This window comes from Pseudomonas azotoformans (assembly GCF_001579805.1).
Classification (GTDB): Bacteria; Pseudomonadota; Gammaproteobacteria; order Pseudomonadales; family Pseudomonadaceae; genus Aquipseudomonas; species Aquipseudomonas azotoformans_A.
Map to the genome: position 1 here is coordinate 4,667,591 of NZ_CP014546.1, position 25,752 is coordinate 4,693,342.

24 protein-coding genes and 1 pseudogene are annotated in these 25,752 nt (G+C 62.2%); 13 read left to right on the forward strand and 12 right to left on the reverse strand.

Annotation, left to right across the window (positions count from 1 at the left end; all coding sequences use genetic code 11):
* Positions 1-48: 48 nt before the first annotated feature.
* From aldA to AYR47_RS21475, 4 genes are read right to left on the reverse strand one after another with little or no spacing between them, the layout of a single operon-like run.
* Complete coding sequence (gene aldA, locus AYR47_RS21460) at positions 49-1,482, reverse strand: aldehyde dehydrogenase (RefSeq protein WP_061436754.1); 1,434 nt, start codon at positions 1,480-1,482, stop codon at positions 49-51.
* 11 nt (positions 1,483-1,493) lie between these two features.
* A complete protein-coding gene (locus AYR47_RS21465; RefSeq protein ID WP_061436756.1) occupies positions 1,494-2,294 on the reverse strand; it encodes an HpcH/HpaI aldolase family protein in 801 nt (266 codons plus the stop codon).
* Between the two features lie 10 nt (positions 2,295-2,304).
* The gene (gene rhmD / locus AYR47_RS21470; RefSeq protein WP_033901648.1) at positions 2,305-3,489 is read right to left on the reverse strand and encodes an L-rhamnonate dehydratase; all 1,185 of its coding nucleotides are present in this window, start codon (positions 3,487-3,489) and stop codon (positions 2,305-2,307) included.
* Between the two features lie 16 nt (positions 3,490-3,505).
* Positions 3,506-4,801 (reverse strand): MFS transporter, encoded by a 1,296-nt coding sequence (locus AYR47_RS21475; protein ID WP_033901647.1) that lies wholly within the window; start codon positions 4,799-4,801, stop codon positions 3,506-3,508.
* 116 nt (positions 4,802-4,917) lie between these two features.
* Between AYR47_RS21475 and AYR47_RS21480 the strand changes: the two genes are divergently transcribed.
* The 3 genes from AYR47_RS21480 to AYR47_RS21490 all read left to right on the forward strand — a co-directional run bounded on the left by AYR47_RS21480 (position 4,918) and on the right by AYR47_RS21490 (position 7,383).
* Positions 4,918-5,859: a LysR family transcriptional regulator gene (locus tag AYR47_RS21480; protein WP_061436758.1), complete on the forward strand. Its 942-nt coding sequence runs from the start codon at positions 4,918-4,920 to the stop codon at positions 5,857-5,859.
* Positions 5,860-5,950: 91 nt separating this feature from the next.
* Positions 5,951-6,469 carry a sigma-70 family RNA polymerase sigma factor gene (locus tag AYR47_RS21485; protein WP_033901645.1) on the forward strand — a complete coding sequence of 173 codons (519 nt, stop codon included), beginning with the start codon at positions 5,951-5,953 and terminating at the stop codon, positions 6,467-6,469.
* Positions 6,466-7,383, forward strand: coding sequence for a FecR domain-containing protein (locus AYR47_RS21490; RefSeq protein WP_061436760.1), 918 nt, complete (start codon positions 6,466-6,468; stop codon positions 7,381-7,383). The genes AYR47_RS21485 and AYR47_RS21490 overlap by 4 nt, the downstream gene beginning before the upstream one ends.
* On the opposite strand, the gene AYR47_RS21495 is transcribed toward AYR47_RS21490, so the two are convergent.
* From AYR47_RS21495 to AYR47_RS21505, 3 genes are read right to left on the reverse strand one after another with little or no spacing between them, the layout of a single operon-like run.
* Positions 7,380-8,096 carry an ABC transporter ATP-binding protein gene (locus AYR47_RS21495; protein ID WP_033901643.1) on the reverse strand — a complete coding sequence of 239 codons (717 nt, stop codon included), beginning with the start codon at positions 8,094-8,096 and terminating at the stop codon, positions 7,380-7,382. The two genes, AYR47_RS21490 and AYR47_RS21495, sit on opposite strands and share 4 nt — an antisense overlap.
* The gene (locus AYR47_RS21500; protein ID WP_033901642.1) at positions 8,093-8,914 is read right to left on the reverse strand and encodes an ABC transporter permease; all 822 of its coding nucleotides are present in this window, start codon (positions 8,912-8,914) and stop codon (positions 8,093-8,095) included. The genes AYR47_RS21495 and AYR47_RS21500 overlap by 4 nt, the downstream gene beginning before the upstream one ends.
* 10 nt (positions 8,915-8,924) lie before the next feature.
* Complete coding sequence (locus AYR47_RS21505; protein WP_033901641.1) at positions 8,925-9,881, reverse strand: aliphatic sulfonate ABC transporter substrate-binding protein; 957 nt, start codon at positions 9,879-9,881, stop codon at positions 8,925-8,927.
* Between the two features lie 318 nt (positions 9,882-10,199).
* Here AYR47_RS21505 and AYR47_RS21510 point away from each other — a divergent pair, with 318 nt between their 5' ends.
* Positions 10,200-10,415, forward strand: coding sequence for a TOBE domain-containing protein (locus tag AYR47_RS21510; protein WP_003173733.1), 216 nt, complete (start codon positions 10,200-10,202; stop codon positions 10,413-10,415).
* A 37-nt stretch (positions 10,416-10,452) separates the two neighbouring features.
* Here the strand turns inward: AYR47_RS21510 and AYR47_RS21515 are convergent, their stop codons facing one another.
* The 5 genes from AYR47_RS21515 to AYR47_RS21535 form a co-directional block, all read right to left on the reverse strand.
* Positions 10,453-13,803 carry a hypothetical protein gene (locus AYR47_RS21515; RefSeq protein WP_061436762.1) on the reverse strand — a complete coding sequence of 1,117 codons (3,351 nt, stop codon included), beginning with the start codon at positions 13,801-13,803 and terminating at the stop codon, positions 10,453-10,455.
* Positions 13,804-13,890: 87 nt separating this feature from the next.
* Positions 13,891-15,042 carry a MalY/PatB family protein gene (locus tag AYR47_RS21520; protein WP_033901639.1) on the reverse strand — a complete coding sequence of 384 codons (1,152 nt, stop codon included), beginning with the start codon at positions 15,040-15,042 and terminating at the stop codon, positions 13,891-13,893.
* Between the two features lie 59 nt (positions 15,043-15,101).
* Positions 15,102-15,695: an FMN-dependent NADH-azoreductase gene (locus AYR47_RS21525; protein ID WP_033901638.1), complete on the reverse strand. Its 594-nt coding sequence runs from the start codon at positions 15,693-15,695 to the stop codon at positions 15,102-15,104.
* A complete protein-coding gene (locus AYR47_RS21530) occupies positions 15,692-16,132 on the reverse strand; it encodes a GNAT family N-acetyltransferase (protein ID WP_061436764.1) in 441 nt (146 codons plus the stop codon). The genes AYR47_RS21525 and AYR47_RS21530 overlap by 4 nt, the downstream gene beginning before the upstream one ends.
* 799 nt (positions 16,133-16,931) lie before the next feature.
* Positions 16,932-17,783 carry a LysR substrate-binding domain-containing protein gene (locus tag AYR47_RS21535; protein ID WP_033901635.1) on the reverse strand — a complete coding sequence of 284 codons (852 nt, stop codon included), beginning with the start codon at positions 17,781-17,783 and terminating at the stop codon, positions 16,932-16,934.
* A 244-nt stretch (positions 17,784-18,027) separates the two neighbouring features.
* On the opposite strand from AYR47_RS21535, the gene AYR47_RS21540 reads away from it, so the two are divergent.
* The 9 genes and pseudogenes from AYR47_RS21540 to AYR47_RS21580 all read left to right on the forward strand — a co-directional run bounded on the left by AYR47_RS21540 (position 18,028) and on the right by AYR47_RS21580 (position 25,734).
* On the forward strand, positions 18,028-18,849 hold the full coding sequence (locus AYR47_RS21540) for a transporter substrate-binding domain-containing protein (RefSeq protein WP_061436766.1): 822 nt from the start codon (positions 18,028-18,030) through the stop codon (positions 18,847-18,849).
* A gap of 1 nt (position 18,850) precedes the next feature.
* Positions 18,851-19,658: pseudogene (locus AYR47_RS21545) on the forward strand (transporter substrate-binding domain-containing protein).
* A complete protein-coding gene (locus tag AYR47_RS21550) occupies positions 19,651-21,072 on the forward strand; it encodes an FAD-binding oxidoreductase (protein WP_061436771.1) in 1,422 nt (473 codons plus the stop codon). Before AYR47_RS21545 ends, AYR47_RS21550 begins: the two are co-directional and overlap by 8 nt.
* On the forward strand, positions 21,069-22,271 hold the full coding sequence (locus AYR47_RS21555) for an aminotransferase class I/II-fold pyridoxal phosphate-dependent enzyme (protein ID WP_061436773.1): 1,203 nt from the start codon (positions 21,069-21,071) through the stop codon (positions 22,269-22,271). The genes AYR47_RS21550 and AYR47_RS21555 overlap by 4 nt, the downstream gene beginning before the upstream one ends.
* On the forward strand, positions 22,268-22,993 hold the full coding sequence (locus AYR47_RS21560) for an amino acid ABC transporter permease (RefSeq protein WP_016977968.1): 726 nt from the start codon (positions 22,268-22,270) through the stop codon (positions 22,991-22,993). Before AYR47_RS21555 ends, AYR47_RS21560 begins: the two co-directional genes overlap by 4 nt.
* Positions 22,983-23,666, forward strand: a complete 684-nt coding sequence (locus AYR47_RS21565) for an amino acid ABC transporter permease (protein WP_038851189.1) — start codon at positions 22,983-22,985, stop codon at positions 23,664-23,666. Before AYR47_RS21560 ends, AYR47_RS21565 begins: the two co-directional genes overlap by 11 nt.
* On the forward strand, positions 23,653-24,477 hold the full coding sequence (locus tag AYR47_RS21570; RefSeq protein ID WP_033901629.1) for an amino acid ABC transporter ATP-binding protein: 825 nt from the start codon (positions 23,653-23,655) through the stop codon (positions 24,475-24,477). Before AYR47_RS21565 ends, AYR47_RS21570 begins: the two co-directional genes overlap by 14 nt.
* 16 nt (positions 24,478-24,493) lie before the next feature.
* Entirely contained in the window at positions 24,494-25,090 is a 597-nt protein-coding gene (locus tag AYR47_RS21575) for a cysteine dioxygenase (RefSeq protein ID WP_016977971.1), read from the forward strand.
* The gene (locus AYR47_RS21580) at positions 25,087-25,734 is read left to right on the forward strand and encodes a glutathione S-transferase family protein (RefSeq protein WP_033901627.1); all 648 of its coding nucleotides are present in this window, start codon (positions 25,087-25,089) and stop codon (positions 25,732-25,734) included. Before AYR47_RS21575 ends, AYR47_RS21580 begins: the two co-directional genes overlap by 4 nt.
* Positions 25,735-25,752 lie beyond the last annotated feature (18 nt).

Genomic DNA, 25,752 nt, shown 5'->3' on the forward strand with positions numbered 1-25,752 from the left:
AATTCGGAGGGGCCAGCACGCTAGCGCGCCCGGCCCCGATTAACCAGCTCAGCTCTGCAGGTAAACCGCGTGGGTGTGGGTGTATTCGTACAGGCCGTGCTTGCCGTCGGCACCGCCAATGCCGGATTTGCGCACGCCGGCATGGAAGCCCTGCATGGCCTCGAAGTTCTCACGGTTGACGTAGGTTTCACCAAAGTCGATTTCGCGCACCGCGTGCATGGCCTTGCCCAGGTCGCGCGTGTAGATCGACGACGTCAGGCCGTAGTCGCAATCGTTGGCCAGGGCGATGGCTTCGTCGAGGTCGTCGACGATCTGGATGGGCAGCACCGGACCGAAGATCTCTTCGCGCATGATCTCCATGTCGGCGCGGCATCCAGCCAAGACCGTCGGCTGGAAGTGAAAACCCGCACCCAAGTCGGCAATCTGCCCGCCGCTGACCAACGTTGCGCCCTGGCTCAGGGCGGTGCGTACTTTGCGGTTGACGCTGTCCAGGCCCTGGCGGTTGATCAGCGGGCCCATTTCCACGTCCGCCTGGGCGATAGGGTCGCCATAGCGGGTGGCGGACATGGCTGCGCTGATGCGTTCGATAAACTGGTCGGCAACCTTGCGCTCCACGTACACCCGCTCGGCGCAGTTGCACACCTGGCCGGTGTTGATGATGCGCGAGTCGCGGATGGCTTTGACCGCCAGCTCCAGGTCGGCATCTGCCAGTACGATGGCCGGTGCCTTGCCGCCCAGTTCCAGGTTGAGCTTGGTGATGTTCGGTGCGGCGGCCGTCATGATCCGCGAGCCGGTCGCCACGCTGCCGGTGAAGCTGATCATGTCGACGCCTGTGTGCGCCGTGAGCGCGCCGCCGACCCGGCCGTCACCGCAGACCACGTTGAACACCCCGGCGGGCAGGTCGGTTTCGGCGACGAGCTTGGCGAACTCGAAGCAGTTGTTCGGGGTTTCTTCGCTGGGCTTGATCACGATGGTGTTGCCGGTGAGCAGCGCCGGCGCCATTTTGCGCGCGATCAGGAAGAACGGGAAATTCCACGGCAGGATGCCGGCCACCACGCCCAACGGCTTGCGGAACAGGAAGATATTTTCATTGGGACGGTCGCTGGTGATGATCTCGCCTTCGATGCGTCGTGCCCACTCGGCCATGTAGTCGAGGTAGTCGGCGGTGAAATTCACTTCCACCTCCGCCAGACCACTGACTTTGCCTTGCTCCAGGGTGATGGTGCGCGCCAGGTGCGCCACGTTCTCGCGCAGCTTGGCGGCGATGCGGCGCAGGTGGCCGGCACGTTCGATGGCGGGTTTGCGTGCCCACATCTTTTGCGCCTGGCGTGCGGCGGCCAGGGCCTGGTCGACCTCGGCGGTGGTGGACGCCGGCACCTTCGACAGCAAGGCGCCGGTGGCCGGGTTGAGCACGTCAATGTGCGCTTCGCTGGAGCTGAAGCGGCCATTGATGAAGTTCTGGTAAACGGGAACGGATGACATGGGCAGGTTCCTCAATAAGTACGCGAAGGCGCTTTCGTTTCGGCGGCAGGGCGATAGCGGGCAAGGGTGGCCAGGGCACTCTGGCGCAGGAGGCTGATGTCGATGGCCACCGCGATAAAGCGGCAACCCCAGGCCTGATAGCGGCGTGCATCGTCTTCGTTGGGCGCCAGGATGCCGCTGATCTTGCCGGCGGCGAGGGTGGCGTCGATGGCGTGCTTGATGCGCTCCTGGACCTCTGGGTGGCCGGGGTTGCCGGCGTGACCCAGGCCGATGGACAAGTCGGCGGGGCCGATGAATACAGCGTCAACGCCTTCTACGGCGGCAATCGCGGCGACGTTTTCCACGCCAAGGCGCGACTCCACCTGCACGATCAGGCACAACTCCTCATGGGCGGTGGCCAGGTAGTTGTCCACGCCGTCCCAGCGCGTAGCGCGGGTCAGACCGCCGCCGACGCCACGGATGCCGTGGGGCGGGTAACGCATGGCACGCACCAGGGCCTGGGCCTGTTCGGCGGTTTCGACCATGGGGATCATCAAGGTCTGAGCGCCGATATCGAGCAGTTGCTTGATCAGGCTGGCGTCACTGTTGACGGCGCGCACCACGGGCGCGGTGCTGTACGGCGCGACCGTCTGCAACTGGTTGAGGACGCTCGGAACCGTGTTGGGAGCATGTTCACCGTCGATCAGCATCCAGTCGTATCCGAGGCTGGCGACGATCTCGGCAGCGTAGCCGGTGGCGAAACCGGCCCAGATGCCGTATTGGGTGGCGTCCTTGGCGAGGGCGGCCTTGAAGCCATTGCGGGGCATGTTCATGGCGGGTTCCTCAGCGGTTGTAGGGACGGTGCAGTTGGCAGTCCGGGTTCAGGTCAACGCCAAAGCCCGGCTTGTCCAGCGCCGACAAGCGCATGCGGCCATTTACCGGCACCGGTTCGCCCAACAATTGCGGGTGGAACATCGGCACCACTTCATCCGCTTTGGGCGCCATCATCAGGAACTCGGCGAATGGGCTGTTATGGCGGGTGGCGACAAAGTGATAGCTGTACACCGACGAACCGTGGGGCACGACCATTGCGTTATGCGCATCCGCCAACGCCGAGATTTTCACCAGTTCGGTGAGGCCGCCGCACCAGCCGACGTCGGGCTGGATGATGTCGCAGCAGCCCATCTCTAGCAGCATGCGGAAACCCCAGCGGGTGGCTTCGTGTTCGCCGGTGGTCACCAACATGCCTTTGGGCACGTTGTTGCGCAGGGCGGCATAGCCCCAATAATCGTCTGGGGACAGCGCTTCTTCGATCCACTTCAGGCCATGCTCATGGGCGCCGATCGCCAGCTTGGTGGCGTAGTTCAAATCCAGGCTCATCCAGCAATCGAGCATCAGCCAGAAGTCAGGGCCGACCCGTTCACGCATGGTCGCCAGCGCTTCGAGGTTCTTGCGCAGGCCTTCTTCGCCTTCGCTGGGGCCGTGGTGCAGGGGCATTTTGCCGCCGATAAAACCCATTTTCTGCGCGAGATCCGGGCGCGCGCCGGTGGCGTAGAACTGCAACTCATCCCGCACCGCGCCGCCGAGCAGTTGGTGCACGGGTTCCTGGCGGATTTTGCCGAGCAGGTCCCACAACGCCAGGTCGACGCCGGAAATCGTGTTGATCACCAGGCCCTTACGCCCGTAATACAGGGTGGACTGGTACATCTGGTCCCAGATTTTTTCGATGTCGGTGACGCGGGCGCCTTCGATAAAGCGCGCCAGGTGTTTCTCGACAATGTAAGCCGCCGGTTCACCGCCAGTGGTCACAGCGAAACCGACGGTGCCGTCGCTGGCTTCGATCTCCACCACCAGGGTGCCGAGCACGTTGATGCCAAAGCTGCGACGGCTCTGGCGGTACTCGGGGTACTTGCTCATCGGCGTGGAAATGTGGTCGTCGATCCAATGCCCATCGGCCTGGTCGTGGTAATCGGCGCCGCCGCCTCGCAGTACAAAGGCGCGGACGTGTTTGATGGTGAGATGACCCATGATGTGACTCCTGGCGTTAAACAGTGGCCGGCGTTTTCGACGCGGTGCGGCCGGGTGAATGGATGCCCAGCACCAGCAATGCAGCCAGTACCGTGGTGGCGGACAGCAGGTACAGGCCGGCTGCCGGGGAATTGAAGGCGCCTTCGGCCCAGTGCTTGATGACCGGTGCGATGAAGCCACCGAGGGCGCCGAAGGAATTGATCAGTGCAATGCCGGCTGCGGCAGCGCTGCCGGCCAGGTAGCTGGAGGGGAAAGTCCAGAACACCGGTTGCACCGCGATGAACCCCGAGGCGGCAAAGCACAGCGCGAGCATGCCCAGCAGCGGGTTGGCGAAGGTCACCGAGCAGGCAATGCCCGCTGCAGCCATCAGCAGGGTCAGGCAGGCGGTCTGGCGACGCAGGCCGGTACGGTCGCTGTAGCTGGGAATCCACCAGGCCGCAAACAGTGCGCAGAGCCAGGGAATGGCCGAGACCAGCCCGACCATCAAGCCGACCTTGGTGCCGAGCAGATCGCCCACTTGGGTCGGCAGGTAAAACACCACGCCGTAGACGCTGGCCTGGATCAGCAGGTACACCAGGCACAAGTACAACACCGCGGGTTGGCACAGCACGGTGAGCAGGCTGCGACCGTGGGAGGTTTTGTGCTGGTCTTCGCTGTCCAGCAGGCTTTGGATCTGCTGGCGTTCAGCGCAGGTCAGCCACTGGGCATCGGCGGGGCGATTGTCGAGGTACCAATAGGCCCAAATGCCTACTGCGGTCGCCATCAGGCCTTCCACCGCGAACAGCCACTGCCAGCCGTGTATGCCGCCAAACCCATCCATTTCCAGCAGCAAACCGGACAACGGGCTACCGAAGATGAAGGCCAGCGGCGCACCGAAATAGAAGAAACCCATGGCCTTGCCGCGCACGGCCTGGGGGAACCAGTAGGTAAGGTAAAGAATGACGCCGGGGAAAAATCCGGCTTCGGCCACACCGAGTAAAAAGCGCAGCACGTAGAAGCTGGTTTCGTTGTGGGCAAACACCATGGCCGCCGAAATCAGGCCCCAGCTGACCATGATGCGGCACATCCACAGACGGGCGCCGACGCGGTGCAGGATCAGGTTGCTCGGCACTTCGAGCAGCGCGTAGCCGACAAAAAACACGCCGGCGCCAAACGCAAAGGCAGCGTCGCTTAAACCGGTGTCGGCCTGGAAAGCTTGTTTGGCGAACCCGACGTTGGCGCGGTCGAGAAAGGCCATGATGTACATCAACAGCAGGAAGGGCAGCAGTCGCCAAGAAATCTTGGCGAGCAGGGGCGCGGGGAGGGTTTTCATAGTGGCGTCCGATGTTTTGTTCTTATGGGACGGACTGTACGGCGGCCGAGCAATACGCTACAAATCGAATCTCGCTTACAACTGATAACCTCAGGGTATCGATAACAAGGATAAAAATGCGCAGTCCCGCGATCTCTCCCAGCCTGTTCAACCGCCTGCGCTACAAGCACCTGCATATGCTCGTTGCGCTGAGCTCCAGCCAAAACCTGCACCGTGCGTCACAGGCGCTGAACATGTCGCAGCCTGCCGCCACGCGCATGCTGCGCGAAATCGAGGACATGTTTGCCTGTGATCTCTTCGAGCGGTTGCCTAGGGGCATGCGTCCTACGGCACTTGGCCAGGAGTTGATTCGCTTTGCCGAATCCGCCTTGAGCGGCCTGGACCGTTGCGCCGAAGACTTAATGGCACGACAGCAGGGCGGTTACGGCTACCTGTCGATTGGCACCATCATGGGGGCGGCGCCGGACCTGGTGATGGATTCCATCGCGCAGATCAAATCGCTGAACCCGCAACTGCGTATCCGCATCATGGGTGACACCAGCGACCAGGTGATCCAGTTGCTTGAACAGGGACGCATCGACCTGGCTATCTCGCGCCGTAATGCCGCCACCGACAACGAGCACTACAGCTTCGAACCCCTGGGCAACGAACGCTTGCTGGTGGTTGTGCACGCGGGCCACCCCTTGGCCCAGCGTGAGCAGTTGATGCTGGATGAACTGGTGCGCGACTGGCCGTGGATCCTGCAACCGCAAACCAGCCCGGCGCGCATCGGCTTCGACCAGGCGCTGCAGGATCTGGCGCTGCCCAGCCCGGCGGACATCATCGAATGCAGCTCGGTTTACTCCATGCAGCAGTTGATCCAGCTGACCGACGCGGTGATGGTGCTGTCCGAAAGTGCACTGCGTGATTACCTGAAAATGGGCCTGGTGGTGGCGCTGCCGGTGGCCCTCGACGTGCGACTGGCGCCGTTTGGCATGTTGTTGCGCAAGGGCGAAGTGGTGAGCCGCGAGCTGGGGTTGTTTATCGACTTGTTGCGACAGAAGGCCGCGATGCTTTGAACGCGATGTGTAAAGGGCATGGTGCGTCGGCACGATATTAAATAGAATGAATCTCATTTGAGACTCACTCGCGCCGCGCAGGTCGCTTGCCATGAATGATGCTGTTGTTCCGACCCTCGCCCCCGAACTGACGCTGTCGAGCCTGTACCGTGACCACCGCAGTTGGCTGGAAAGCTGGCTGCGCCGGCGCCTGGGCAATGCCTGGGATGCGGCTGACCTGAGCCAGGATACGTTCTTGCGGGTGCTCGCCAGCGCCCAGCCGATTGCGCAGATGCAGGAGCCGCGTGCCTATCTGGTCACCGTCGGCAAGCGCCTGTTGGTGAATTTTCATCAGCGGCGCAGCCTTGAACAGGCCTATCTGAAGGCCTTGGCGAGCCTCCCCGAAACCTGCGTGCCGTCGCCCGAACAGCGTTGGCTGGTGCTGGAAACCCTGCAAGCCCTGGATGAATTGCTCGATGGTTTGCCGGTGCTGGTCCGCCGAGCCTTCCTGTGGAGCCAATTGGAAGGCTTGGGCTACCGAGAGATCGCCGAGCGCCTGGACGTGTCGGAACGCACCGTAAAACGCTACATGGCCCAGGCCTACGAACACTGCCTGCTGGTGGACCTGTGAGCCGCGACGTCGCCCGCGCCGCCGCGCAATGGTTGGCGCTACTGGAGTCCGGTGCGGCCACCGAGCGTGATCACGCCGCGTTGCAGCATTGGCGTGACAGCCACCCCCAGCATGAACAGACCTGGCAAAAAGCCCAGACCCTGCGCCAGCGTTTCAGCGACTTGCCCCAGGCCTTGGCGATGGCCAGCCTCGACCGTCCGCAACCGGGACGCCGTGCCGTACTCAAGCGTGCGCTGGGGATCGCTGCACTGGTGCCGACCGCGTGGTTGATCAGCCGCCAATTGCCCATCGAGGCCTGGCGTGCCGACTTGCACACCGCCACCGGCGAGCGCAAACGCATGTCCCTGGCCGATGGCGGCAGCTTGCAGCTCAATACCGCGACGGCGGTGGACGTGGACCTGGCGCAGCGCCGCATCAGCCTGGTTGAGGGTGAGCTGGCGTTGAATGTGCCAGGCATGACGGCGATGACCGTGCACACACGCTACGGCGAGCTGCGGGTCAGCCAGGCTGAGGTGTGTGTGCGGCAGCTGGCCACGGGTTGCCTGGTGTCGGTGCTCAAGGGCTCGGTCCAGGTGCGCGATTTGAGCGGGCAGATGGCGACCTTGCAAGGTGGGCAGCAAGCGCCGCTCAAAGCCAGCGGCCTAGGGACCTGGGTGCCTTTCGATGTGCTGCAACTCGGCTGGCGCGATGGCGTGCTGACCGCGCAGAATCAGACGCTGGGTGACTTTCTGCGGGAGCTGGAGCGTTATCGACCGGGTGTGTTGCGCTGGGAGCCGAGCCTGGAAGACCTGCGGGTTACCGGTAGTTTTCGCCTGGACGACACCGACCGCATCCTCAACCTGCTGGCCTCAAGCCTGGGGCTGGAGGTGCAGGCGCGGACGCGGTATTGGGTGACCTTGCGCAAGGTCGTCTAAATCACGTGGGCCCGTTGCAGCTCAGTCAAGGATTGCGCCTTGAGCTGCGCCAACAACGGATCACGCCGGTCACGCGGGTGCGGCAGATTCACCGCCAATTCCTGGCGAATGCTGCTCGGTCGGTTGTCCATCACCAGCACCCGGTCACTCAGGTACAGCGCCTCGTCCACATCATGGGTCACCAGCAACAAGGCGATGGCATGGTGTTCGGCCAATTGCAGCAGTAGGTCCTGCAGCTTCATGCGGGTAAAGGCATCCACTGCACTGAACGGCTCATCCAGCAGCAACACCTGCGGCCGTGAATACAACCCCCGCGCAATGGCCACCCGCTGCGCCATGCCGCCGGACAATGCCTTGGGCAGTGCCTGGGCAAAGCCCTTGAGGCCGACTTCCTCGATCAACTGCGTGATCCAGGCCTTGTCGTAGTGGCTGTCATCGCTGAAACCGATGTTCTGTTCCACCGTGAGCCAGGGCATCAGCCGTGGCTCCTGGAACACAAAGGCCACTTCGCCATCGGGGCTGTGCAGTTCACCCTGGAAGTCCGTTTCCAGGCCGGCGACGATGCGCAGCAAGGTGCTTTTGCCGCAGCCGCTGGGGCCGAGCAGGCTCACGGCTTCCCGTGGTTGCAGCACCAAACGCACGTCTTTCAACACGGTGGTGCTGGCAAAGCTTTTACGCGCGACATGAATATCCAACAGAGGTTGCGCGCTCATTGCCCGGCTCCCTGGAAGGTATCGCGCCAGGCCAGGCAACGCGTTTCCAGCGCCGCGAGCAGGCCATCGCTGACTTTGCCCAACAGCGCCAACACGATAATCGCCGCCAGCACGATATCCGGCCGCGAAGTCTCCCGCCCATCACTGAGCAGGTAACCCAAGCCCTTGGTCGCCGCGATCAGCTCGGCTGCCACCAGAAACATCCACGCCAGGCTCAAGCCACTGCGCAACCCGGTGAACAGGCCGGGCAGGGCGGCGGGCAGCAGGATCCGACGCACCAGCCGCCACCGGCTGAAACCGTACATCTGCCCGACTTCCACCAGCTTGCGGTCGATATCGCGGATGGCAGCGACACCATTGAGGTACACCGGGAAAAACGCGCCAATCGCGATCAGCACGATCTTCGAGGTTTCGTCGATGCCCAGCCACAGCAGCAACAGCGGCACCCAGGCCAGGCTCGGGATCGAACGCAGCCCGGCAAACGTCGGTTCCAGGTAGGCTTCGGCCTCGCGGCTCAAACCGACCCAGGCGGCAAACACCAGGGCCAGGCTGGCGCCAATGGCAAAGCCCAACAGTACCCGGCCGAGGCTGGCGCTGATGTGTTTCCACAATGCGCCTTCGGCCAGGTCGGTGAGGGTCACGGCGATTTCGCTGGGTGCCGGCATCTGGTACGACGGCAGCCAACCCACGCGCACCACCACCTCCAGCACCAGCAGGATCAGCACCGGCAACACCAGGCCCTTGAGCCGCCTTGGCCAGGCACTGCGGTTGATCACCACCGGTGCGGCAAGGGGCAATGCTTGGGTTTTGCTGGTCATCACGGGCTCCTTAATGGCCGAACGAGGTGTCGATCAACTGGTCGATCACCTGGTCCACGTTCACGCCTTTGCGCACCAGTTCTTCCGACACCAGGATCGGGGCGGCCGCCTTGGACGCCACCACGTCCTTGCTGCTCAGGAACGGCGTGCTCAAATCGGTGCGCGAGAGTTGCAGCTTGGCCACTTCCAGCGGCAGGCCGGACTCGTCGGCCAGCAGCTTGGCGAATTCATCCGGGTGCTTCACCGCCCAATCCCGCGCCTTTTCATAGGCACCGAGCACTTTGGTGATGGTCTGCGGGTGCGCCTTGGCGAACTTCTCGGTGACGCTGACCACGCCGTAGCTGTTGAAGTCTTTATTGCGGTAGAGCAGGCGCGAACCGGCCTGGATTTCACTGGCGGCCATGTGCGGGTCGAGACCGGCCCAGGCGTCCACGTCACCTTTTTCCAGCGCAGTGCGGCCGTCCGGATGTTGCAGGTGCACCAGTTCCACGTCGTCCTTTTTCAGCCCGGCCTGTTGCAGGCTGCGTAGGGTGAACAAGTACGGGTCGGTGCCCTTGGTGGCGGCGATTTTCTTGCCCTTGAGGTCGGTGACGGTCTTGAACGGTGAGTCCTTGCGCACCACCAGTGCGGTCCATTCGGCGCGGCTGTACACGTACACCGATTTGATCGGGCTGCCGTTGGCGCGGCTCAGCACCGCCGACAAGCTGGCGGATGACGCAAAGTCCACGCCGCCACTGTTGAGGTATTCCAGGGAACGGTTGCTGCCCTGGCTCAACACCCAGCCCACTTTGGAGTTTGGCAAGGCTTGTTCCAGCCAGCCGAAATGCTTGAGCACCAGGCTGACGGGCGAGTAATAGGCGTAGTCGAGGTTGACTTCGGCGGGATCGGTGTCGGCGGCGTGGGCCAGGGGTTGCAGGCACAGCGCGAGGGCGCAGGCGCCGAATAGGCGTTGGGTGAAGGCTTTCATGGAACAGCTCCGGCAAGGCGTTGAGAGAAGGTTTTTCTTATATTCAGAAAATTTGGTTTGCATGTTCCATCATGCTTTATAGGAATATGCAGTCTCTGTGCCATGTACTTTGGAGGCGTGTTTCCAGGGTTCAGGAGGCATTAAACTGTGTTGGGAAAGGGCAGATTGTTGAAGTACTGTTGGCTGGGCAACAGCTCTCATATATCTGTATCGAATAAATAAAGAGTTATATATTCCTTTTAATGTTCGGGGCGATGGCGCATTTTGAAGGCCTGCGCATTCGTGCGGATTGACCCAACAGCCAAAAGGAAAGCCGACATGACCATTAAAGCGATCAACGTGCGCAACCAGTTCAAGGGCGTGATCAAGGAAATCCTGCTGGGGGAAGTGGTGTCGGAAATCGACGTGCAGACCGCGTCCGGCATTGTCACTTCGGTGATCACCACCCGTTCGGTGCGTGACCTGGAATTGAAGGTGGGCAGTGAGGTGATTGCGTTTGTGAAGTCCACCGAAGTGTCCATTGCCAAGTTATAAATGACTGCCCCCGCACTCAGGCGGGGGCATTCATGACTCAAGCGATTTTCGGTCCACTACCACCCGGTGGATGTGGCTCCGGTTTCTCTGGCGGTGCGTCCGTCGGCAAGTTCTTCGGCGCCTTGTTCGGGTCTTCGTAGTCCTTGTGCAAGCCCCCATCCAGCCGGTTGCTCGACGAACCGCCTTTTTGCGGGGTCTCGTCGAAGTGTTCCCATTCCGACTGCTGGAAGCGGAAGATGCTGTCGTCGGTTGGCGCGTCGCGACCACCGTAATGGTGGATTTCGTAGTGGGCGTATTCGACTTTGTCAGCCCAGTTGTCCTGCAATAGACCGTCGCCGGCCAGGTCGCGGTACCAGTCGTTTTCCTTCTCGGTCGCCTTCTGCTTTTTGTTGTGGTCGACGAAGTAGCCGATGATCCCGCCGACCACCGCCAACACCACGCCCACCAGGAACAACGGCCCGGTCAACGCCGCCGCCGTGCCCGCGCCAAACAGCGCCGCAGCTCCCAGTACGCCCGCCGAAGCACCAAACGCACCGCCCGCTACTTGCAGGCCGCCGGCCGCCTGGGCCAGGGGATCTTTGTCTTTCACGCCGCTCTTGATCGCCAGCGCACCCAACACGATGTCGGCAAAACCGCCGGCAATGTCCGTGGCCGGGCCGAGCACCTTGATCACGGAACCGGCGATCTTCGCCGATTTAGACGCGCCCAGCTTGGCCGCACCCGCAGCCGCCAGGCCGTCATCCAGGTGCGTGGCCAGGCCTTCGGTGGCCTCGGTGACGGCCTTGTCGCCGTCGCCGAACATCTTGGCGATACCGTCGTACTGGCTGTCCGGCACGGCATCGAGGGCGGTGGCAATCTTGGATTTGACCTCGGAGGGCAATTCGCTGACGCGGAACTCGAAGTTCGGCTCCTGCATGCCGGTCTTGCCCCAGATCTCCGGTAAGGTCTTGTCCAGCCCCAGGAAGTCCACCAGGCCGCCTTTGCCCAGGGTTTCACCGATCTTGTCGCCCAGGCGCACGAAGTGGCTGGAGCCGCCGGCAAAGCTCAGGAAGTCCTTGGCGATGGTCATGCGCTGCGCCGGGGTTTCACCCAGCTTGCCGCCTTTGCCCACCAGTTGGTAAATCCCGGAGAACAGGCTCACGCCGGCGCCCAGGGAGCCAAGGATGCCCTTGCTGTTGAGGGTGTTGAACACCTCGCCAAGCATGCCGCGATCGGCCACCGGAATGTAGGGTTTGCTCAAGGCGGTTTTCAGGTCGGCTTCGCTGATCGCACCGTTTTTCTGGTAGACGGCGCCCAGCTCTTCCAGGGCCTTGGTGACAGCGGCGGATTTTTCCTTGCCTTGCAGGCCCTCGTTGAGGAATTTTTCCAGGGTTTCCTGGGTACGGCGCGGCAAGTCCAGCACGTTGCCCTTGAGCACGCCTTTGAGCAGGCCGAACAGGTCCTTGGTCGCCAGTTCTTTGTTCTCGTCGGAGATCTTGCTCGGGTCCGACAGGATCGCGTTGAGGTCGGTGGTCAAACCGTCGGCCTGGATATTCTGCGCGGCCTTGCTCGCGGCTTCCGGGTCGAACAGCGACAACGACGTCAGGGTATCGCTGAGGTCTTTCTGCGCTTCAAAGGTCTTGCCCTGGCTTTGCAGGTCCTTGAGGTACAGCACGTAATCCGGGTTGGAGGTGAGGTCCAGCAGCTTCTGCTTGATCTCGTCCTTGTTGGGCAGTTTGTTGATCGCCTCGTCCATCTTCGACTTGTAGTCAGCCTGCACGGTCGGGTCGTTGAACAGCTCGCCGATCTGCTTTTGCACGGCCTTGCCGTCGATGATGTCGTGCATGTCAGCCGAGGTCAGCTCGGTTTGCTTGTCATCGAACTCGCGCCAGGTGGTGTTGAACGGGCGCTTGGCCTCTTCGTAGCCGGTGATGCCGTGGCCGTTCTGGTAGGCCGCCTGGGCTTCGAGGGCGCGAACCAGCTTGGCGCGTGGGTCGTCCTTGGGGATCGAGCCGTTTTTCACGCCTTCGCGGTAGGTGTCGATCAGTTGGGTGGTGGCCAACTCGCTGACGCTGAGGGTGGGCGACTTATCGTCCTTTTCATCGGCATGCACGCCAGTGTCCAGGTTCAGCACATCCAGCTCATCGGCCTTGGGCAGGTTGTGCTTGGCGCGGGTGTCGTCCACCGAGCTGGCGCTCCAGGCTTCCCACTTGGCCGCGACATCGTCGTAGAGCTGTGGGCTGAGCTCCTTGGAGACGATGACCTTGCCTTCGCTGGTCTCGTAGCGGATCAGGCCGTCGCCCAATTCGTCCGGGGAGCCGAAGGTGATGTCGGTGTTCTTCAGGAAGTCATTCGGCCCGGCCAGCTTGTAGCCTTCGCCTTCGCTGGTATGGATCTTGGCCCAGGTGTCATTGGCGGTGGCGACGCTCTTGAACAGCTCGGGACTGACGTCGGCCGACACTACCACCTTGGTGCCGTCATGCAGTTCATAGGTGAGGATGTTGTCTTTCTGGTCGTTGTTCCAGTTGAAATTCTTGTAATCGTTGAGGTCCGGTACTGGCGTATTGGCGTCGGCCAGCACCGCGCCGTTGTTCAGCTCGCCTTCCACCACGGCTTTCTTGCCGGGATCGGTGTAGACCTCGTGCAGGCCGGCCAGGTAATCGAACAGTTTGGGGTTGTCGTCGCGGGCCACCACCATCTTCTGGCCGTTGCTTTCGAAGCGGATCAGGCCTGGGCCGACTTCATCGACCGGGCCAACCGCCGTGCCGCCGTAGGGTGGCCACACTTCATTGTCGCTGGCGCGCTTGTAGCCGGCGTCTTCACTGGTGGACAGGCCGGTGAAGCTGGCATAGGCGTCCTTGGCTTTCTGGAACGCCTCGGGGTTGTCGCGCTGGCTGATGACAACCTTGGTGCCGTCCTGGGTCTCGTAGCGGATCACGCCTGGCCCGGTTTCATCCGGTGGGCCGAGGGATTTGTAGTCGGCGAGTTTTGCCGGGGCGCTGCCATCGGCGCCGAGGCTCTGGTAGCCGGCATTCTGGCTGGCGACGACGCCGGAGAGGGACTTGAAGTCGGTACTGACCTGCTTGAACAGCTCGGGGCTGTCCTGTTCGCTGACGATGACTTTCTTGCCGTCCTGGGTCTCATAACGAATCAACCCCGGACCGACTTCATCGGGCGGGCCGATGGCCTTGTAGTCGGCCAGTGCCGGCGGTGGCGTTGCGTCCTTGGCGGCCAACTCATAGCCGTCCTTCTTGCTGGCATCCAACCCGGACGGCGTCTTGTCGTGGGCCTCGACCTTCTTGTTATTGGCGCTGTTCTTGAGCAGCACATGGAACGGCGCGCCGGACTTGGGCGGCGTGCGGGGAAGGGCTTTGGGGTCGGACGAGCGATCGAGGGGCTGGGTCGTCATGCCATGGAACTCCTGCTGTAGCCGGTTGTGGCGGTCGGCAAAAACAGTAACAGCAGGGGTTCGGCACTCGTTGCGAAAAGTTGTGAATTAGGCCTGACGGTTGCGCAGCGCGCGCTCCATGCGTTGCAGGCCTTCTTCCAGCATGGCCCGTGGGCAGCCGAAGTTCAGGCGCACGAATTGCTGGCTGTCGTCACCAAACTCGATCCCGGCGCTCAAGCCGACCTTGGCCTGCTCCAGGAAAAACTGCTGTGGGTCATCCAGGCCCAGGGCGCTGCAATCCAGCCAAGCCAGGTAGGTGCCTTGTGGCGCATGCATGACCACGCCAGGCAGGCGGGTTTGCACGGCGTCGAGCAGGTAGTCACGGTTGCTTTGCAGGTACTGCACCAGCGCGTCGAGCCAATCACTGCACTGGCTGTAGGCCGCGCGGGTGGCTTCCAGGCCCAGGGGGCTGACGCTGTCGACCATGCCGCAACGGGCATTATTGAAGCGCTCGCGGATCTCGGCGTTCTGGATCACCGCAAAGCAGGTCTTCAGGCCGGCCACGTTGTAGGCCTTGCTCGCCGACATCAGGGTAATGGTGCGCTGGGCAATCTCGGGGCTGAGGCTGGCGGTGGGGATGTGGCGGCGGCCGTCGAAGCACAGTTCGGCATGGATCTCGTCGGAGATGATCAGCGCGCCGTGTTCCAGGCAGGCGTTGGCCACGGCCAGCAGTTCTTCGCGCGGGAAAACTTTGCCCATGGGGTTGTGCGGGTTGCTCAGCAACAGCGCACCCGCGCCGGTCAGCGCCTGGCGCATCGCAGGCATTGGCGTGAGGTATTCGCCGTTGATCAGCTCGAAGGGCACTTCGATGCGCGGCAGGTTCCAGTGTCCCGGCGCCAGGCGAATCGGCCGGTAGTTGGGGGTTTGCAGCACCACCGGCTGGCCCGGCTTTACAAACGCGTGCAGCGCCATATTGAAGCCGGGCTCGACGCCGGGCAGGAACAGCAACTCATCCGGCTGCACGCGCCAAGCGTACTTGGCCCACAGGTCGGCGATGATTGCCTCGCGCACATCCGGCCCGGCGACGCTGTAGCCCAGCACCTGTTGGTCGAGGCGCGCGTGCAGGGCTTGCAGGACGGCGGGCGGGGCGGCGACGTCCATGTCGGCGATCCACATCGGCAACACGTCTTGCGGGTAACGGTTCCACTTGGTGCTGCCGGTGCCGAGGCGGGGGTGGATCGTGTCGAAATCAAAGCTCATGGGGGGCTCGTATCAGGAAGTCAGGCGCAAGAATGGCGCTGATTCTAGCGCCATTATTTTTATAGGCCAGAGCCGATTGCCACCGCGAGTTGCCGGTGCGCCTGTTCCAGGGCGCGGTTGACCGCTTCTTCACCGCGCACCATGGCCGGCAGGTAGACGAAATCCACCGAGTGAATGCCCACCGTCGACAGGATGGTGCTCATGTACGGGGTCAGGAAGTCCGGCTCATGGCCCTTGCGGGCGTTACCTGAACTGACCAGCACAAAAGTGCGCCGGTCCTGCAGCAAGCCGACTTTGGCGAACTGTTCATTCACCGTAAAACTGCGCTGGATGCGCACCACATGGTCGATCCAGGCCTTGAGCGCCGCCGGCACGGTGAAATTATGCACGGGGGTGCACAGGATCAGCAGGTCGCAGGCTTCCAATTCCACAATCAATTGTTCCGAGAGTGCCGTGGCACTGCCGCTGAGTCCGCCGGGGGTGGTCAGTGCGTTGGCATATTCACGGGTCAGGGGCGGCAGTGCCTGGCCGCCATAGTCACGCTCGGTCACCGCGGCGTCGGGGACCAGGTCGCGCAACAAGGCGCGGGCCAGCTTGAAGGTCTGCGCGGCCTTGCCGTGGGGACTGAAACTGAGGAGCAGGGCGCGGGTCATTGGCTCAGGTCCTGGGAGAAGTGCATGCCCAGGGGCAACAGGCCCTGGCGGAAATAGAAGCGCTGGGCCAGGGCCATGTGCATGCCGGTGTCCAGTACCAGCCAGCGGTAGCCTCGGGCGCGGGTTTCTTCGCGTATGCGGTCCAGCAGGTGTTCGCCCAGGCGGCGCCTTTGTTGCGAGGCGTCTACGACCAGGTCATCTACGTAGATGAAGCGGCCATACAGGGTGTTTTCGGTCAGCCGATAGCCGGCGAGGCCGATTACCTTGCCGTACTCTTTGGCTGCCAGCAGGTGGTAGCCGTTTTGCCGTTGGCGCTGGATTTGTTCGGCGAATGCTGGGGCGTCGGTGAGGTGGGGGCGCAGTTGGTGCATGACTGGGAAGCTGGCGATGAGGTCGGCTTCGGTTTCCAGGTGGGTGAATTCGATGTGGTCATTCATGGTGAGCCTTTGTGCTTTTTAGGATGCGCCATTGTTGAGGGTGTGGCGAGAGGCGGACAGGGGCATGATTGGACATGTGGGTTGGGGCATATCCGTTATTTAGGTAACGGCTGCTTAGGGTTCCGCCCTTACGGCGGCTCACTTTGGAAAAGCCCCAAAGTAAGCAAAGGGCTCTTGCCCCAACACTCGGCACCTCGCCTAGGCTCGGTGTGCCCTCACTCCGGCTTGAATCCGTGGGCCGCCGCGATGGGCCATCCTTGGCCCAGCGCGGCTAACCCGGCGTCCTGCCGGGTTACCCACGGATTCAAGCCTGCGTTCGGCCAGCGTGTTTGACGGGGCGCCTCAGATCAAAAGCCAGAGCAAGAGCGACTCGCTTCGCATCGTAGATACGTTGGTGTGTATCCCTTTTTTTGCATCATCGTTGACGACCATCGCGGGCAAGCCCAGCTCCCACAGGAAAACGCACACGCTTCAACGTTTCGGTCGGCTATTAGGCCGCCGCGCTCTGCTTTTGATTGTGATCTTGATCTTAGGCGCCCCGTTAAACACGCTGGCCGGAATTCGGCAGGGATTTGGGGGGTAAACCGGCAGGGATGCCGGTTTAGCCGCCCCGCGCCATGGATGGCGCGTGGCGGCGGCCCCCCAAATCACTGTCGGATTACGGGCACACCGAGCGTGAGCGAGGTGCCGAGTGTTGGGGCAAGAGCCCTTTGGTTACTTTGGGGCTCTTTTCCAAAGTGACCCGCCGTAAGGGCGGAACCTATTTCAGCCATCACCCAAATAACGGATATGCCCCCAATCACAACCCCTGACTCCCCCGAATCAAATCATAAGCCTTCCTGGCAATCGGATTCGCCGTATTCGGCCGAATCCAAAGGTAATACGTCACCTCCGGCAACCGCGGCAACCCATCCGTCTCCCCCAACACCCGCATATCCGGCCCCAACATCTCCATACTCCGCGGCGTCACCCCCAACCCCGCCCGAGTCGCCGCCTTGATCCCGATCAAATTCGAAGCCAGATACGCCTGGCGCCAAGGAATATTCGCCCGCTCCAACGCCTCCAACGCATAACGCCGATAAATGCTCGGTTCATCCACCAGAATCAGCGGCAACGGCTCACTTGGCTGGTGAATATACTGGGCCGAACAAATCCACCACACCGGCGATGTGCGCAACGCAAACCCCTCAAGGTTCGGATCAGATCGCGTGGAAATCACCATATCCACCTTGCCCCGATGCAAGTCATCCATCAAAAACGGACTGCGCCCCACATCGATCTCCAACCGCAAACGCGGCGCCGAGCGAGCAATGTGGCTAAGGATCGGCGGCAAGATCGTGTCAGCAATATCGTGAGGCGACCCAATACGCAGCACACCACTCAAGCTGCTCTCACGCAGCGAATTCAACGCATCGTCATTCAGTGACAGCATCTGCCGCGCATGGCGCAGCAACTGCAAGCCCGGCTCGGTCAGTTGCTTTTGCCGGCCACGCTTCTCGAACAGACTGACCCCCACTTGCTGCTCCAGGCGTTGCATGTGCTGGGTCACGGACGATTGGGTGCGCGACAGGTGCATGCCGGCGCCGGCGAAGCTGTGGTGGTCGACCACGGCAATAAAGGTGCGCAGCAGTTCAAGGTCAAGGGTCGACATGGCCGGCTCCAGAGGCGGTTTTTATATCAAGCGTGTGAAGTTAAACATTACAGATATTTATGTATGGGTGAAGCGTATTTTTAGCGCGCCCCGTAAATAGTGGCATATGTCGTAATTGTAGGTTGTGCAGACACGGCAAGTTATAACGATATGAGATATTTGCATTTCCGTTGCCCCCACACTCTCCCTAGCATGCCCCTCCATCAGATCGGGGTACGCCGATCATTTGCCAGGGGGAAGTCCAATGAAGTTGAAAAAATGGTTGCCGGTGGCCCTCGGGTCGATCATCGCGTTGGGCAGCAGCGTGGCGGCGCAAGCCGATGCGACCCTGGACAAGATCGAGCAGCGTCATGTGCTGGTGGTCGGCGTGTTGTTGTCGGGCGGGCCATTCGGCAGCATTGACCCGGCCACGCAAAAGCCCAAGGGTCTGAACGTCGACCTGGCCAACGAGCTGGGCCGTCAACTCAAGGCTGAGGTGCAACTGGTGCCGGTACTGCCCGCCAACCGTGTGCAGTTCCTGCAGCAGGGCAAGGTCGACCTGTTGATCGCCAATATGGAATGGACCGCCGAGCGCGGTGAGATCCTCGGTTTTGTGCCGACCCCGTTCTATCGTATTGGCGGCGCGGCGGCGGTGCTCAAGGGCAGCAAGATCGCCCGCTGGGAAGACCTCAAGGATCAGCCCGTGTGCACTTCGCAGGGCAGCAGCTACGTGAAGCCGCTGACTGAGTTCGGCGCACAGCTCAAGGCATTCAAGAGTTCTTCCGAATCCCTGCTGGCCCTGCGTGGCAACAACTGCGTGGCGGCGGTGCATGACTCGACGCTGATCAACCCGTTGATCAATGACAGTCCTGAGTGGAAGGACTACCGCGTCATTACCCCGGAACTCAACCCGGCGCCTTCGGTGATCTGGACCCGTCGCGGCGAAAGCGATACCCAGGCCAAGCTCGATCCGATCGTCAAGGAACTGCACCGCAGCGGCTGGCTGATCGACGCCCAGACCCGCAACCGCATCAGCCCGGCCTCGCCGGCGCTGGTGGAATTGCAGCAACAGTTCAAGGGCGCCTGATATGCACTTCAAAACCTTCACCGCACTCGGCCTGGCGCTGTGCGCCGGCTTCGCCCAGGCCGATGCCACCCTCGATAAGATCCAGCAACGCCACGCCATCAGCGTCGGGGTGATTCTCAGCGGGCCGCCGTTCGGCACCCTGGACCCCAAGACCGGTGAGCACCTGGGCTACAACGTCGAACTGGCCAAGGGCATCGGCGAGGCGCTGGGCGTCGAGACCAAGACCGTATCGGTACTGGCGCCCAACCGCGTGCAGTTCCTGCAGCAGGGCAAGGTCGACATCCTGATCGCCAATATGCAGTTCACCGAAGAGCGTGCCGAGATCCTCGATTACGTGCCCACGCCCTACGAAGAAGTCGGCGGCGCGGCGTTGATCCGCAAAGGCGCTGGCATCCAGCAGTGGGCCGACCTCAAGGACAAGCCGGTGTGCGTGTCCCAGGGCAGCAACTTCATCAAACCGCTGCAAGAGACCTACGGCGCGCAGATCAAGGCGTTCCGCAGCCAGTCCGAGTCGCTGTTGTCGCTGCGCGGCAATGGATGTGTGGCGGCGGTGCACGTTAGCCCGACCATGCATGCCTTGCTCAGTGATGCCGAATGGGAGGGCTATGAAATTCCGTTGCCGGGCGACCTGATTCCGTCCAACTCGGTGATCTGGATCCGCAAGGGCGAACACGACACCCAGGCCCAAGCTCGATGCCATCGTGAAGGGTTGGCATAAAAGCGGTTTCCTGATCGCCCTCGGCGAGCGTACCGGCATGGCGCCGTCCCAGGCCCTGCGCGATTTGCATGAGCAATACAGCCATGAGTGATGCGTTGTTCGCCACCTTGCAACAGTTGCTCGGCGCGGCCCATGTGCAAACCAGCGAGCAAGCGGCGCACTACCTCACTGACAAACAGGGTCGTTATACCGGCCACGTGATCGCGGCGGTGCATCCGGCCAACACCGAGGAAGTGGCGGCGGTGGTGCGAGCCTGCGTGGCGCTGAAGGCGCCCATCGTGGTGCAGGGTGGCAATACGGGGTTGATGGCCGGCGCTACGCCGGATGCCAGCGGACGTTCGGTGTTGCTGTTGCTGGACCGCATGAACCGCGTGCGTTCGGTCGACACCGACAACGACACCCTGACCGTGGAAGCCGGGTGCATCCTGCAACATGTCCAGGACGCGGCCCGCGCAGCCGATCGCCTGTTTCCCCTGAGCCTCGGCGCCGAGGGCAGTTGCACCCTTGGCGGCAACCTCGGCACCAATGCCGGCGGCACCGGCGTGCTGCGTTATGGCAATACCCGTGAGCTGACCCTGGGCCTGGAAGTGGTGACCGCCGAAGGCGAGATCTGGCATGGCCTGCGCGGGTTGCGCAAGGACAACACCGGCTATGACCTGCGCGACCTGTATATCGGCAGCGAAGGCACCCTCGGCATTATCACGGCCGCCACCTTGAAGCTGTTTCCGCTGCCCAAGGCCCAGGCGACCGCGTTGCTGGCGTTTGATGAGCTGGCGCAAGCCGTCGCTTTTCTGTCCCATGCCCGTGCCGGTTTTGGTGCGAGCCTGACGGCGTTCGAATTACTCACTGCTGATTGCCTGGCGCTGTTGCGCGATCAGTTTCCGGAGGGCCCGCAGCCGTTCAAGACGGCCAATCAGCCCTGGTTCGCCCTGATTGAGCTCTCTGACAATCACGGCGAAAGCCATGCCCGCGAAGCCTTCGAGGCCGTGCTTGGCGAGGCCTTCGAAAAGCAGTTGATCAGCGACGCCCTGATCGCTGAAAGCCTGGCGCAAAGCGAAGCCCTGTGGTTGCTGCGCGAAAACATGAGCGAGGCGCAAAAGCGTGCCGGGCGCAATATGAAGCACGATATCTCGGTGCCGATCTCGCAAGTGGTCGCCTTTGTGGCGCACACCGACGCGTTGTTGCAGCAGCATTTTCCCGGCGTGCGTCACTTCACCTTCGGCCACTTGGGCGACGGCAACCTGCATTACAACGTGGCGCATCCACTGGATTCGACAGTGGACGCGCACATGGCGCACTACGCCGAACTCAGCGCCCTGGTGCACGACAGTGCCCATGCCCACGGTGGCTCGATCAGTGCCGAACACGGTATCGGCCAGCGCAAGGTCGGCCTGCTCAGCCGCTATAAAAGCCCGGTGGAGCTGGACCTGATGCGCCGCATCAAGCAGGCGCTGGATCCGCACAACCTGCTCAACCCCGGCAAAGTCCTTGAGGTACAGCCATGACCCTACGCCTGTCCCAACGCGTGCAGCGGGTCTCGCTGTCCGCCAACGCCGCCGCCAAATCCCGCGCCACTGAGTTGCGCGAGGCGGGGCGCGATATCCTCGATCTCACCACCGGCGAGCCGGATTTCGATACCCCCGAACACATCAAGCAGGCGGCCTATGCCGCGATCGCCGGCGGCGCTACCAAATACACGCCGACGCCCGGTGTAAAAGCCTTGCGCTTGGCCGTGCAACGCAAGCTGGCGGATGAAAACCGCCTGGACTATCCACTGTCGTCCATTGTGATCGCCAACGGTGCCAAGCAGATCATCTTCAACGCGTTTGCCGCGACCCTGGATGACGGTGATGAAGTGCTGGTGCCGACACCTTACTGGCCATCGTTCCCCGACAGCGTACGCTTCAATGGCGGCGAGCCGGTGTTCATCGAATGTGGGCTGGAGCAGGGCTGCAAACTGCTGCCGGCCCAGCTAGAGCAGCACATCACTGCGCGTACGCGCTGGCTGATCCTCAATGGCCCTGGCAACCCGAGTGGCGCGGTGTACAGCGAAACCGAACTGCGCGAGTTGGCCGAAGTGCTGCGTCGTCATCCCCAGGTGCTGGTCCTGCTGGATGAACTCTACGAACACATCCGTTTCGACGGCCGCCCGGCGCAGAGTCTGCTGAACGTTGCTCCGGACTTGCTCGACCGCTGTCTGCTGGTGGGCGGCGTGTCCAAGACCTACGCCATGACGGGCTGGCGCATCGGCTTTGGGGCGGGGCCGAAAACCTTGACCGATGCCATCGCAGTGGTGCAATCCCAATCCACTTCTGGGGCGTCCTCAGTGGGCCAGGCGGCTGCATTGGCGGCTTACAACGGTGGGCTGGACTTTCTTGCGGAGCACGTCGCGGCTTATCAATTGCGCCGGGATATTCTGGTGGAAACGCTTGCAGCCGTTGACGGCCTTGAAGTCCTGGAGCCCCAGGGCGGTTTCTTCGTCTTCGTGCGTTGCGCCGGGCTGCTGGGACGCGTTCGCCCGGACGGCCAGCGCATCAACAATGACGATGACCTGGTGGCCTGGCTGTTGGAGGAGGGCGTCGCCGGAGTGGCGGGCAGTGCCTATGGCCTGTCGCCGTGGTTCCGCCTGTCCATCGCCACGGCGACTGACAGCGTTGCAGAAGCCGGACGGCGTATCGCAAGCGCCTGCGGAAAGTTGCAATGATGGAGGTTTTCGTCCACTGGGCTGCGGGTATCGGCCTGAACTACAACTTTCTGTTGGATGCCTACCAGCGTGGCACGCTGGTCCAGGGCGCGCTGACCACCGGCCTGCTGTGCCTGTTCACCATTATTGGCAGCCTGTTGGCGGGCATCACGCTTGCGGCGATGCTCACCTCGGGTAACCCGTGGCTGGCCAAACCGGCGCGGGTGTTCGTCGAAGTCACGCGCAACACGCCGACCCTGGTGCAGCTGTACTGCGCGTTCCTGGTGCTGAACATGCTGCTGACCCAGGCAGTCGGTGCGGCGAACCCGCTGACGCCGTTTGCCTGGGTGGTCATTGTGATTTCCCTGCACAAAGGCGCGTTCCATGCCGAGGCCTTGCGCGCCGGCATCGAGGCGGTGCCGGCGGTGACCCTGGAAGCCGCCAGTTCCCTGGCTTTCAGCAGCCGCCAATTGCTGTGGAATGTGCAGTTGCCGTTGGCGCTGCGCTTTGCCTTGCCATCGCTGATCAACAACCTGATCGATCTGGTGAAGATGACCGCCGTGGCTTCCGCGATTGCGGTGGGCGACATCACCTACGCGGCCATCATGATCTGGACCCAGAGCGATAACGTGCTGGAACTGATGATCCTGATCCTGAGCTTTTTCGGCCTGCTGAGTTTTATCGTCAATTGTGTGGGGCGCTGGCTGGAAGCGCGCCTGAGGATGCCCGGCTATGGCCATTGATTCATTCCCGGTGTTGTCGGCGTTGCTGCAATGGTCGCCGGCACTGGTGGCCGGTTTCGGCCAGAACATCTTGATCAGCGTGGTGGCGATTGCCCTGGGCTCGGTGCTGGGGTTGTTGATCGGTGCGTTGGCCTTGTCGCCGTTGGGCTTTGTCGCGCGGCTGTGGGTGCAGGTGTTTCGCAATGCGCCGTGGCTGGTGCTGATCTATTTCACCACCTACGTGTTCCCGTTCGAGATCCACATCGGCAGCAGCTACGTGTCGTTCCCCGATTGGGTCAAGGTCACCATCGGCCTGGCGTTGCCGGCCAGCGCCAACGTGGCGGAGATCTTCCGTGGCGCCATCGGTTCGATCCCCAGCACCCAATGGGAAGCCGCGCGCTCCCTGGCGTTTACCCGTGGCCAGTTGTTTCGTTCGATCATCCTGCCGCAGTGCTTCAAGCGCATGTTGCCGCCGTGGATGAACCTGTACGCCGTGGTCACCATGGGCACCGCGCTGGCCTCGCTGGTGGGCGTGCACGACGTGATCGACACCGCGCAGATCGCCAGCAACACCGTGAACATGACTGGCTTTACCGTGCTGATCTACTTGAGCCTGCTGGTGCTGTTCTTTGCCTATTGCTACCCGATTTCCCGTCTCACCCAACACCTGGAGCGCCGTTATGCCTTCTACTGAACCCTTGGTGAGCCTGCGGGATGTGCACCTGTCGTTCGGCGCCAACCCGGTGCTCAAGGGCATCGACCTCGACGTGCTGCGCGGCCAGGCGGTGTCGATCATCGGCCCGTCGGGGTCGGGCAAGTCGACGATCCTGCGCTGCATCACCGGTTTATTGCAGCCTCAGCGCGGCAGCATCCGCGTGGGCCAGACCCAGGTCGATACCTTGGCCCAGGAAGCCCAGCGCATCGAGTTGCGTAAGCGCGTCGGGTTTGTGTTCCAACAGTACAACCTGTTCCCGCACTTGTCGGTGCTGGAAAACCTGGTGATCGCCCCGCGCAAGGTGCTCGGCCGCAACCGTGCCGACGCCGAGAAAGACGCTCGCGCCTTGCTGGCCAAGGTGCGCATGGAGCACAAGGCCGATGCCTATCCCGGCCAACTGTCCGGTGGCCAGCAGCAACGTGTGGCGATTGCCCGGGCGTTGGCGATGCGTCCGGAGCTGATCCTGTTTGACGAAGTGACGTCGGCACTGGACCCGGAGACCGTCGGCGAAGTGCTGACGGTGATCCGCGAACTTACCGAAGAGGGCATGACCTGCGTGTTGGTCACCCACGAAATGCGCTTCGCCGAAGAGATCAGCGACGTGGTGTATTTCACCGAAAACGGCGTGATTGTCGAGCATGGCAGCGCGCAGCAGATCTTCCAGAACCCGGCCAGCGAACGCACCCAGACGTTCCTGCGCCATGCCTTGGGCGACACGGGGCGCCGTGGCCCCATCGCCCACGACCCGTACCTGTTGACCAATTTGAGCCGTTACAGCCTGTCTGTCTGATAAGAGGAAATTCGTGATGAGTATCGAAAACCGTGCCGACGTGATCGAAGCGTTTTTGCAGCAGATCCGCGTCATCAACCAGCGTGGCGTAGACCGCGCGGCCTTGGATGAAATCGTTGGGCTGCTGGAAAACCTCGCCCAGCGCCGCGACCTGTTCAACTTTGATGAATTCCCCGCGCCCGTGCCGGGGCAGGGCAGCACGGCGTTCCGCTATCGCCTGAATGACGACGGTGATACGCCGACGCTCTACCTGAATTCGCTGTTACCGGGCAAAAGCACGATCCCGCATAACCACGAGACCTGGGCGATCATCAGTGCCATCGAAGGGCAGGAGATCAACTACGTATACGCGCGCAGCGATGAGGGTCGCGAGCCGGGGTTCACCACCCTGACGCTGGAGAAAGAAGTGATCGTGCAGCCGGGCACCTCGATCTCGTTCCTCGGTGAAGACCTGCATGGCATCAAGGTCGAGGGCGAGCAGGCGACGTTGCATTTCCACCTCTATGGCTTGCCGCTGGAATCGCTGAACGGCCGATATGGCGTGGAAGCGGACGGTCGCATCCTCAACTACAACGCCTCGCAGATGGCGCCGTCGATCAAGGCCTACGCATGATCGACCTTTATTACTGGCCCACGGGCAACGGCTTGAAGGTCGGCATCCTGCTCGAAGAGCTGGGTGTGGAATACCGCCTGGTGCCGGTGAACATCCGCGAAGGCCAGCAGAAACAGGCGGACTTCCAGCGCATCAGCGCCAACGGGCGCATCCCGGCGATTGTCGACTATCGCCCGGAGGTGCCGCTGAGCCTGTTCGAATCCGGCGCGATCCTCAATTACCTGGCCGACAGCGCCGGTCAGTTCTTGCCACCGGCGGGTACTGCCGAGCGGCAAAAGGTCCAGGAATGGTTGTTCTGGCAGGTGGGGCATATCACCCCGTATCTGAGCCAGTTGCAGCTGTTCAAGGAGAAGGCTCCGGAGCCGATTGCGTTTGCCCTCGACCTGCTCAACGCCGAAGCCACGCGCTTGTATCGGGTGCTGGAACAACGCCTGGCCGAGGTGCCCTATGTGGCGGGCGAATACTCGGTGGCGGACATGGCGATCTTCCCGTGGATTCAACCGCAGCGGCAGGGCCAGGCCTTGGCCGATTACCCCCGTATCCAGGCCTGGCGTGAGCGCATCAAGGCGCGGCCGGCGGTGCAGCGTGCCTATGCCAAGGGTCGCGAAGTGGCCGCGGGCGAACGTTCGTTGGCGTTGCAGTAACTCTTTTCTTCATTTGTT

Bases quoted from the DNA above. Each gene is read 5' to 3' on its own strand.
- AYR47_RS21525 (WP_033901638.1), bottom strand. From the start codon at position 15,695: ATGACCCGCGCCCTGCTCCTCAGTTTCAGTCCCCACGGCAAGGCCGCG.
- AYR47_RS21510 (WP_003173733.1), top strand. From the start codon at position 10,200: ATGACCATTAAAGCGATCAACGTGCGCAACCAGTTCAAGGGCGTGATC.
- AYR47_RS21520 (WP_033901639.1), bottom strand. From the start codon at position 15,042: ATGAGCTTTGATTTCGACACGATCCACCCCCGCCTCGGCACCGGCAGC.
- AYR47_RS21575 (WP_016977971.1), top strand. From the start codon at position 24,494: ATGAGTATCGAAAACCGTGCCGACGTGATCGAAGCGTTTTTGCAGCAG.
- AYR47_RS21515 (WP_061436762.1), bottom strand. From the start codon at position 13,803: ATGACGACCCAGCCCCTCGATCGCTCGTCCGACCCCAAAGCCCTTCCC.
- rhmD (WP_033901648.1), bottom strand. From the start codon at position 3,489: ATGGGTCATCTCACCATCAAACACGTCCGCGCCTTTGTACTGCGAGGC.
- AYR47_RS21495 (WP_033901643.1), bottom strand. From the start codon at position 8,096: ATGAGCGCGCAACCTCTGTTGGATATTCATGTCGCGCGTAAAAGCTTT.
- AYR47_RS21555 (WP_061436773.1), top strand. From the start codon at position 21,069: ATGACCCTACGCCTGTCCCAACGCGTGCAGCGGGTCTCGCTGTCCGCC.
- AYR47_RS21465 (WP_061436756.1), bottom strand. From the start codon at position 2,294: ATGAACATGCCCCGCAATGGCTTCAAGGCCGCCCTCGCCAAGGACGCC.
- AYR47_RS21535 (WP_033901635.1), bottom strand. From the start codon at position 17,783: ATGTCGACCCTTGACCTTGAACTGCTGCGCACCTTTATTGCCGTGGTC.
- AYR47_RS21580 (WP_033901627.1), top strand. From the start codon at position 25,087: ATGATCGACCTTTATTACTGGCCCACGGGCAACGGCTTGAAGGTCGGC.
- aldA (WP_061436754.1), bottom strand. From the start codon at position 1,482: ATGTCATCCGTTCCCGTTTACCAGAACTTCATCAATGGCCGCTTCAGC.
- AYR47_RS21480 (WP_061436758.1), top strand. From the start codon at position 4,918: ATGCGCAGTCCCGCGATCTCTCCCAGCCTGTTCAACCGCCTGCGCTAC.
- AYR47_RS21560 (WP_016977968.1), top strand. From the start codon at position 22,268: ATGATGGAGGTTTTCGTCCACTGGGCTGCGGGTATCGGCCTGAACTAC.
- AYR47_RS21500 (WP_033901642.1), bottom strand. From the start codon at position 8,914: ATGACCAGCAAAACCCAAGCATTGCCCCTTGCCGCACCGGTGGTGATC.
- AYR47_RS21565 (WP_038851189.1), top strand. From the start codon at position 22,983: ATGGCCATTGATTCATTCCCGGTGTTGTCGGCGTTGCTGCAATGGTCG.
- AYR47_RS21485 (WP_033901645.1), top strand. From the start codon at position 5,951: ATGAATGATGCTGTTGTTCCGACCCTCGCCCCCGAACTGACGCTGTCG.
- AYR47_RS21475 (WP_033901647.1), bottom strand. From the start codon at position 4,801: ATGAAAACCCTCCCCGCGCCCCTGCTCGCCAAGATTTCTTGGCGACTG.
- AYR47_RS21540 (WP_061436766.1), top strand. From the start codon at position 18,028: ATGAAGTTGAAAAAATGGTTGCCGGTGGCCCTCGGGTCGATCATCGCG.
- AYR47_RS21550 (WP_061436771.1), top strand. From the start codon at position 19,651: ATGAGTGATGCGTTGTTCGCCACCTTGCAACAGTTGCTCGGCGCGGCC.
- AYR47_RS21570 (WP_033901629.1), top strand. From the start codon at position 23,653: ATGCCTTCTACTGAACCCTTGGTGAGCCTGCGGGATGTGCACCTGTCG.
- AYR47_RS21505 (WP_033901641.1), bottom strand. From the start codon at position 9,881: ATGAAAGCCTTCACCCAACGCCTATTCGGCGCCTGCGCCCTCGCGCTG.
- AYR47_RS21530 (WP_061436764.1), bottom strand. From the start codon at position 16,132: ATGAATGACCACATCGAATTCACCCACCTGGAAACCGAAGCCGACCTC.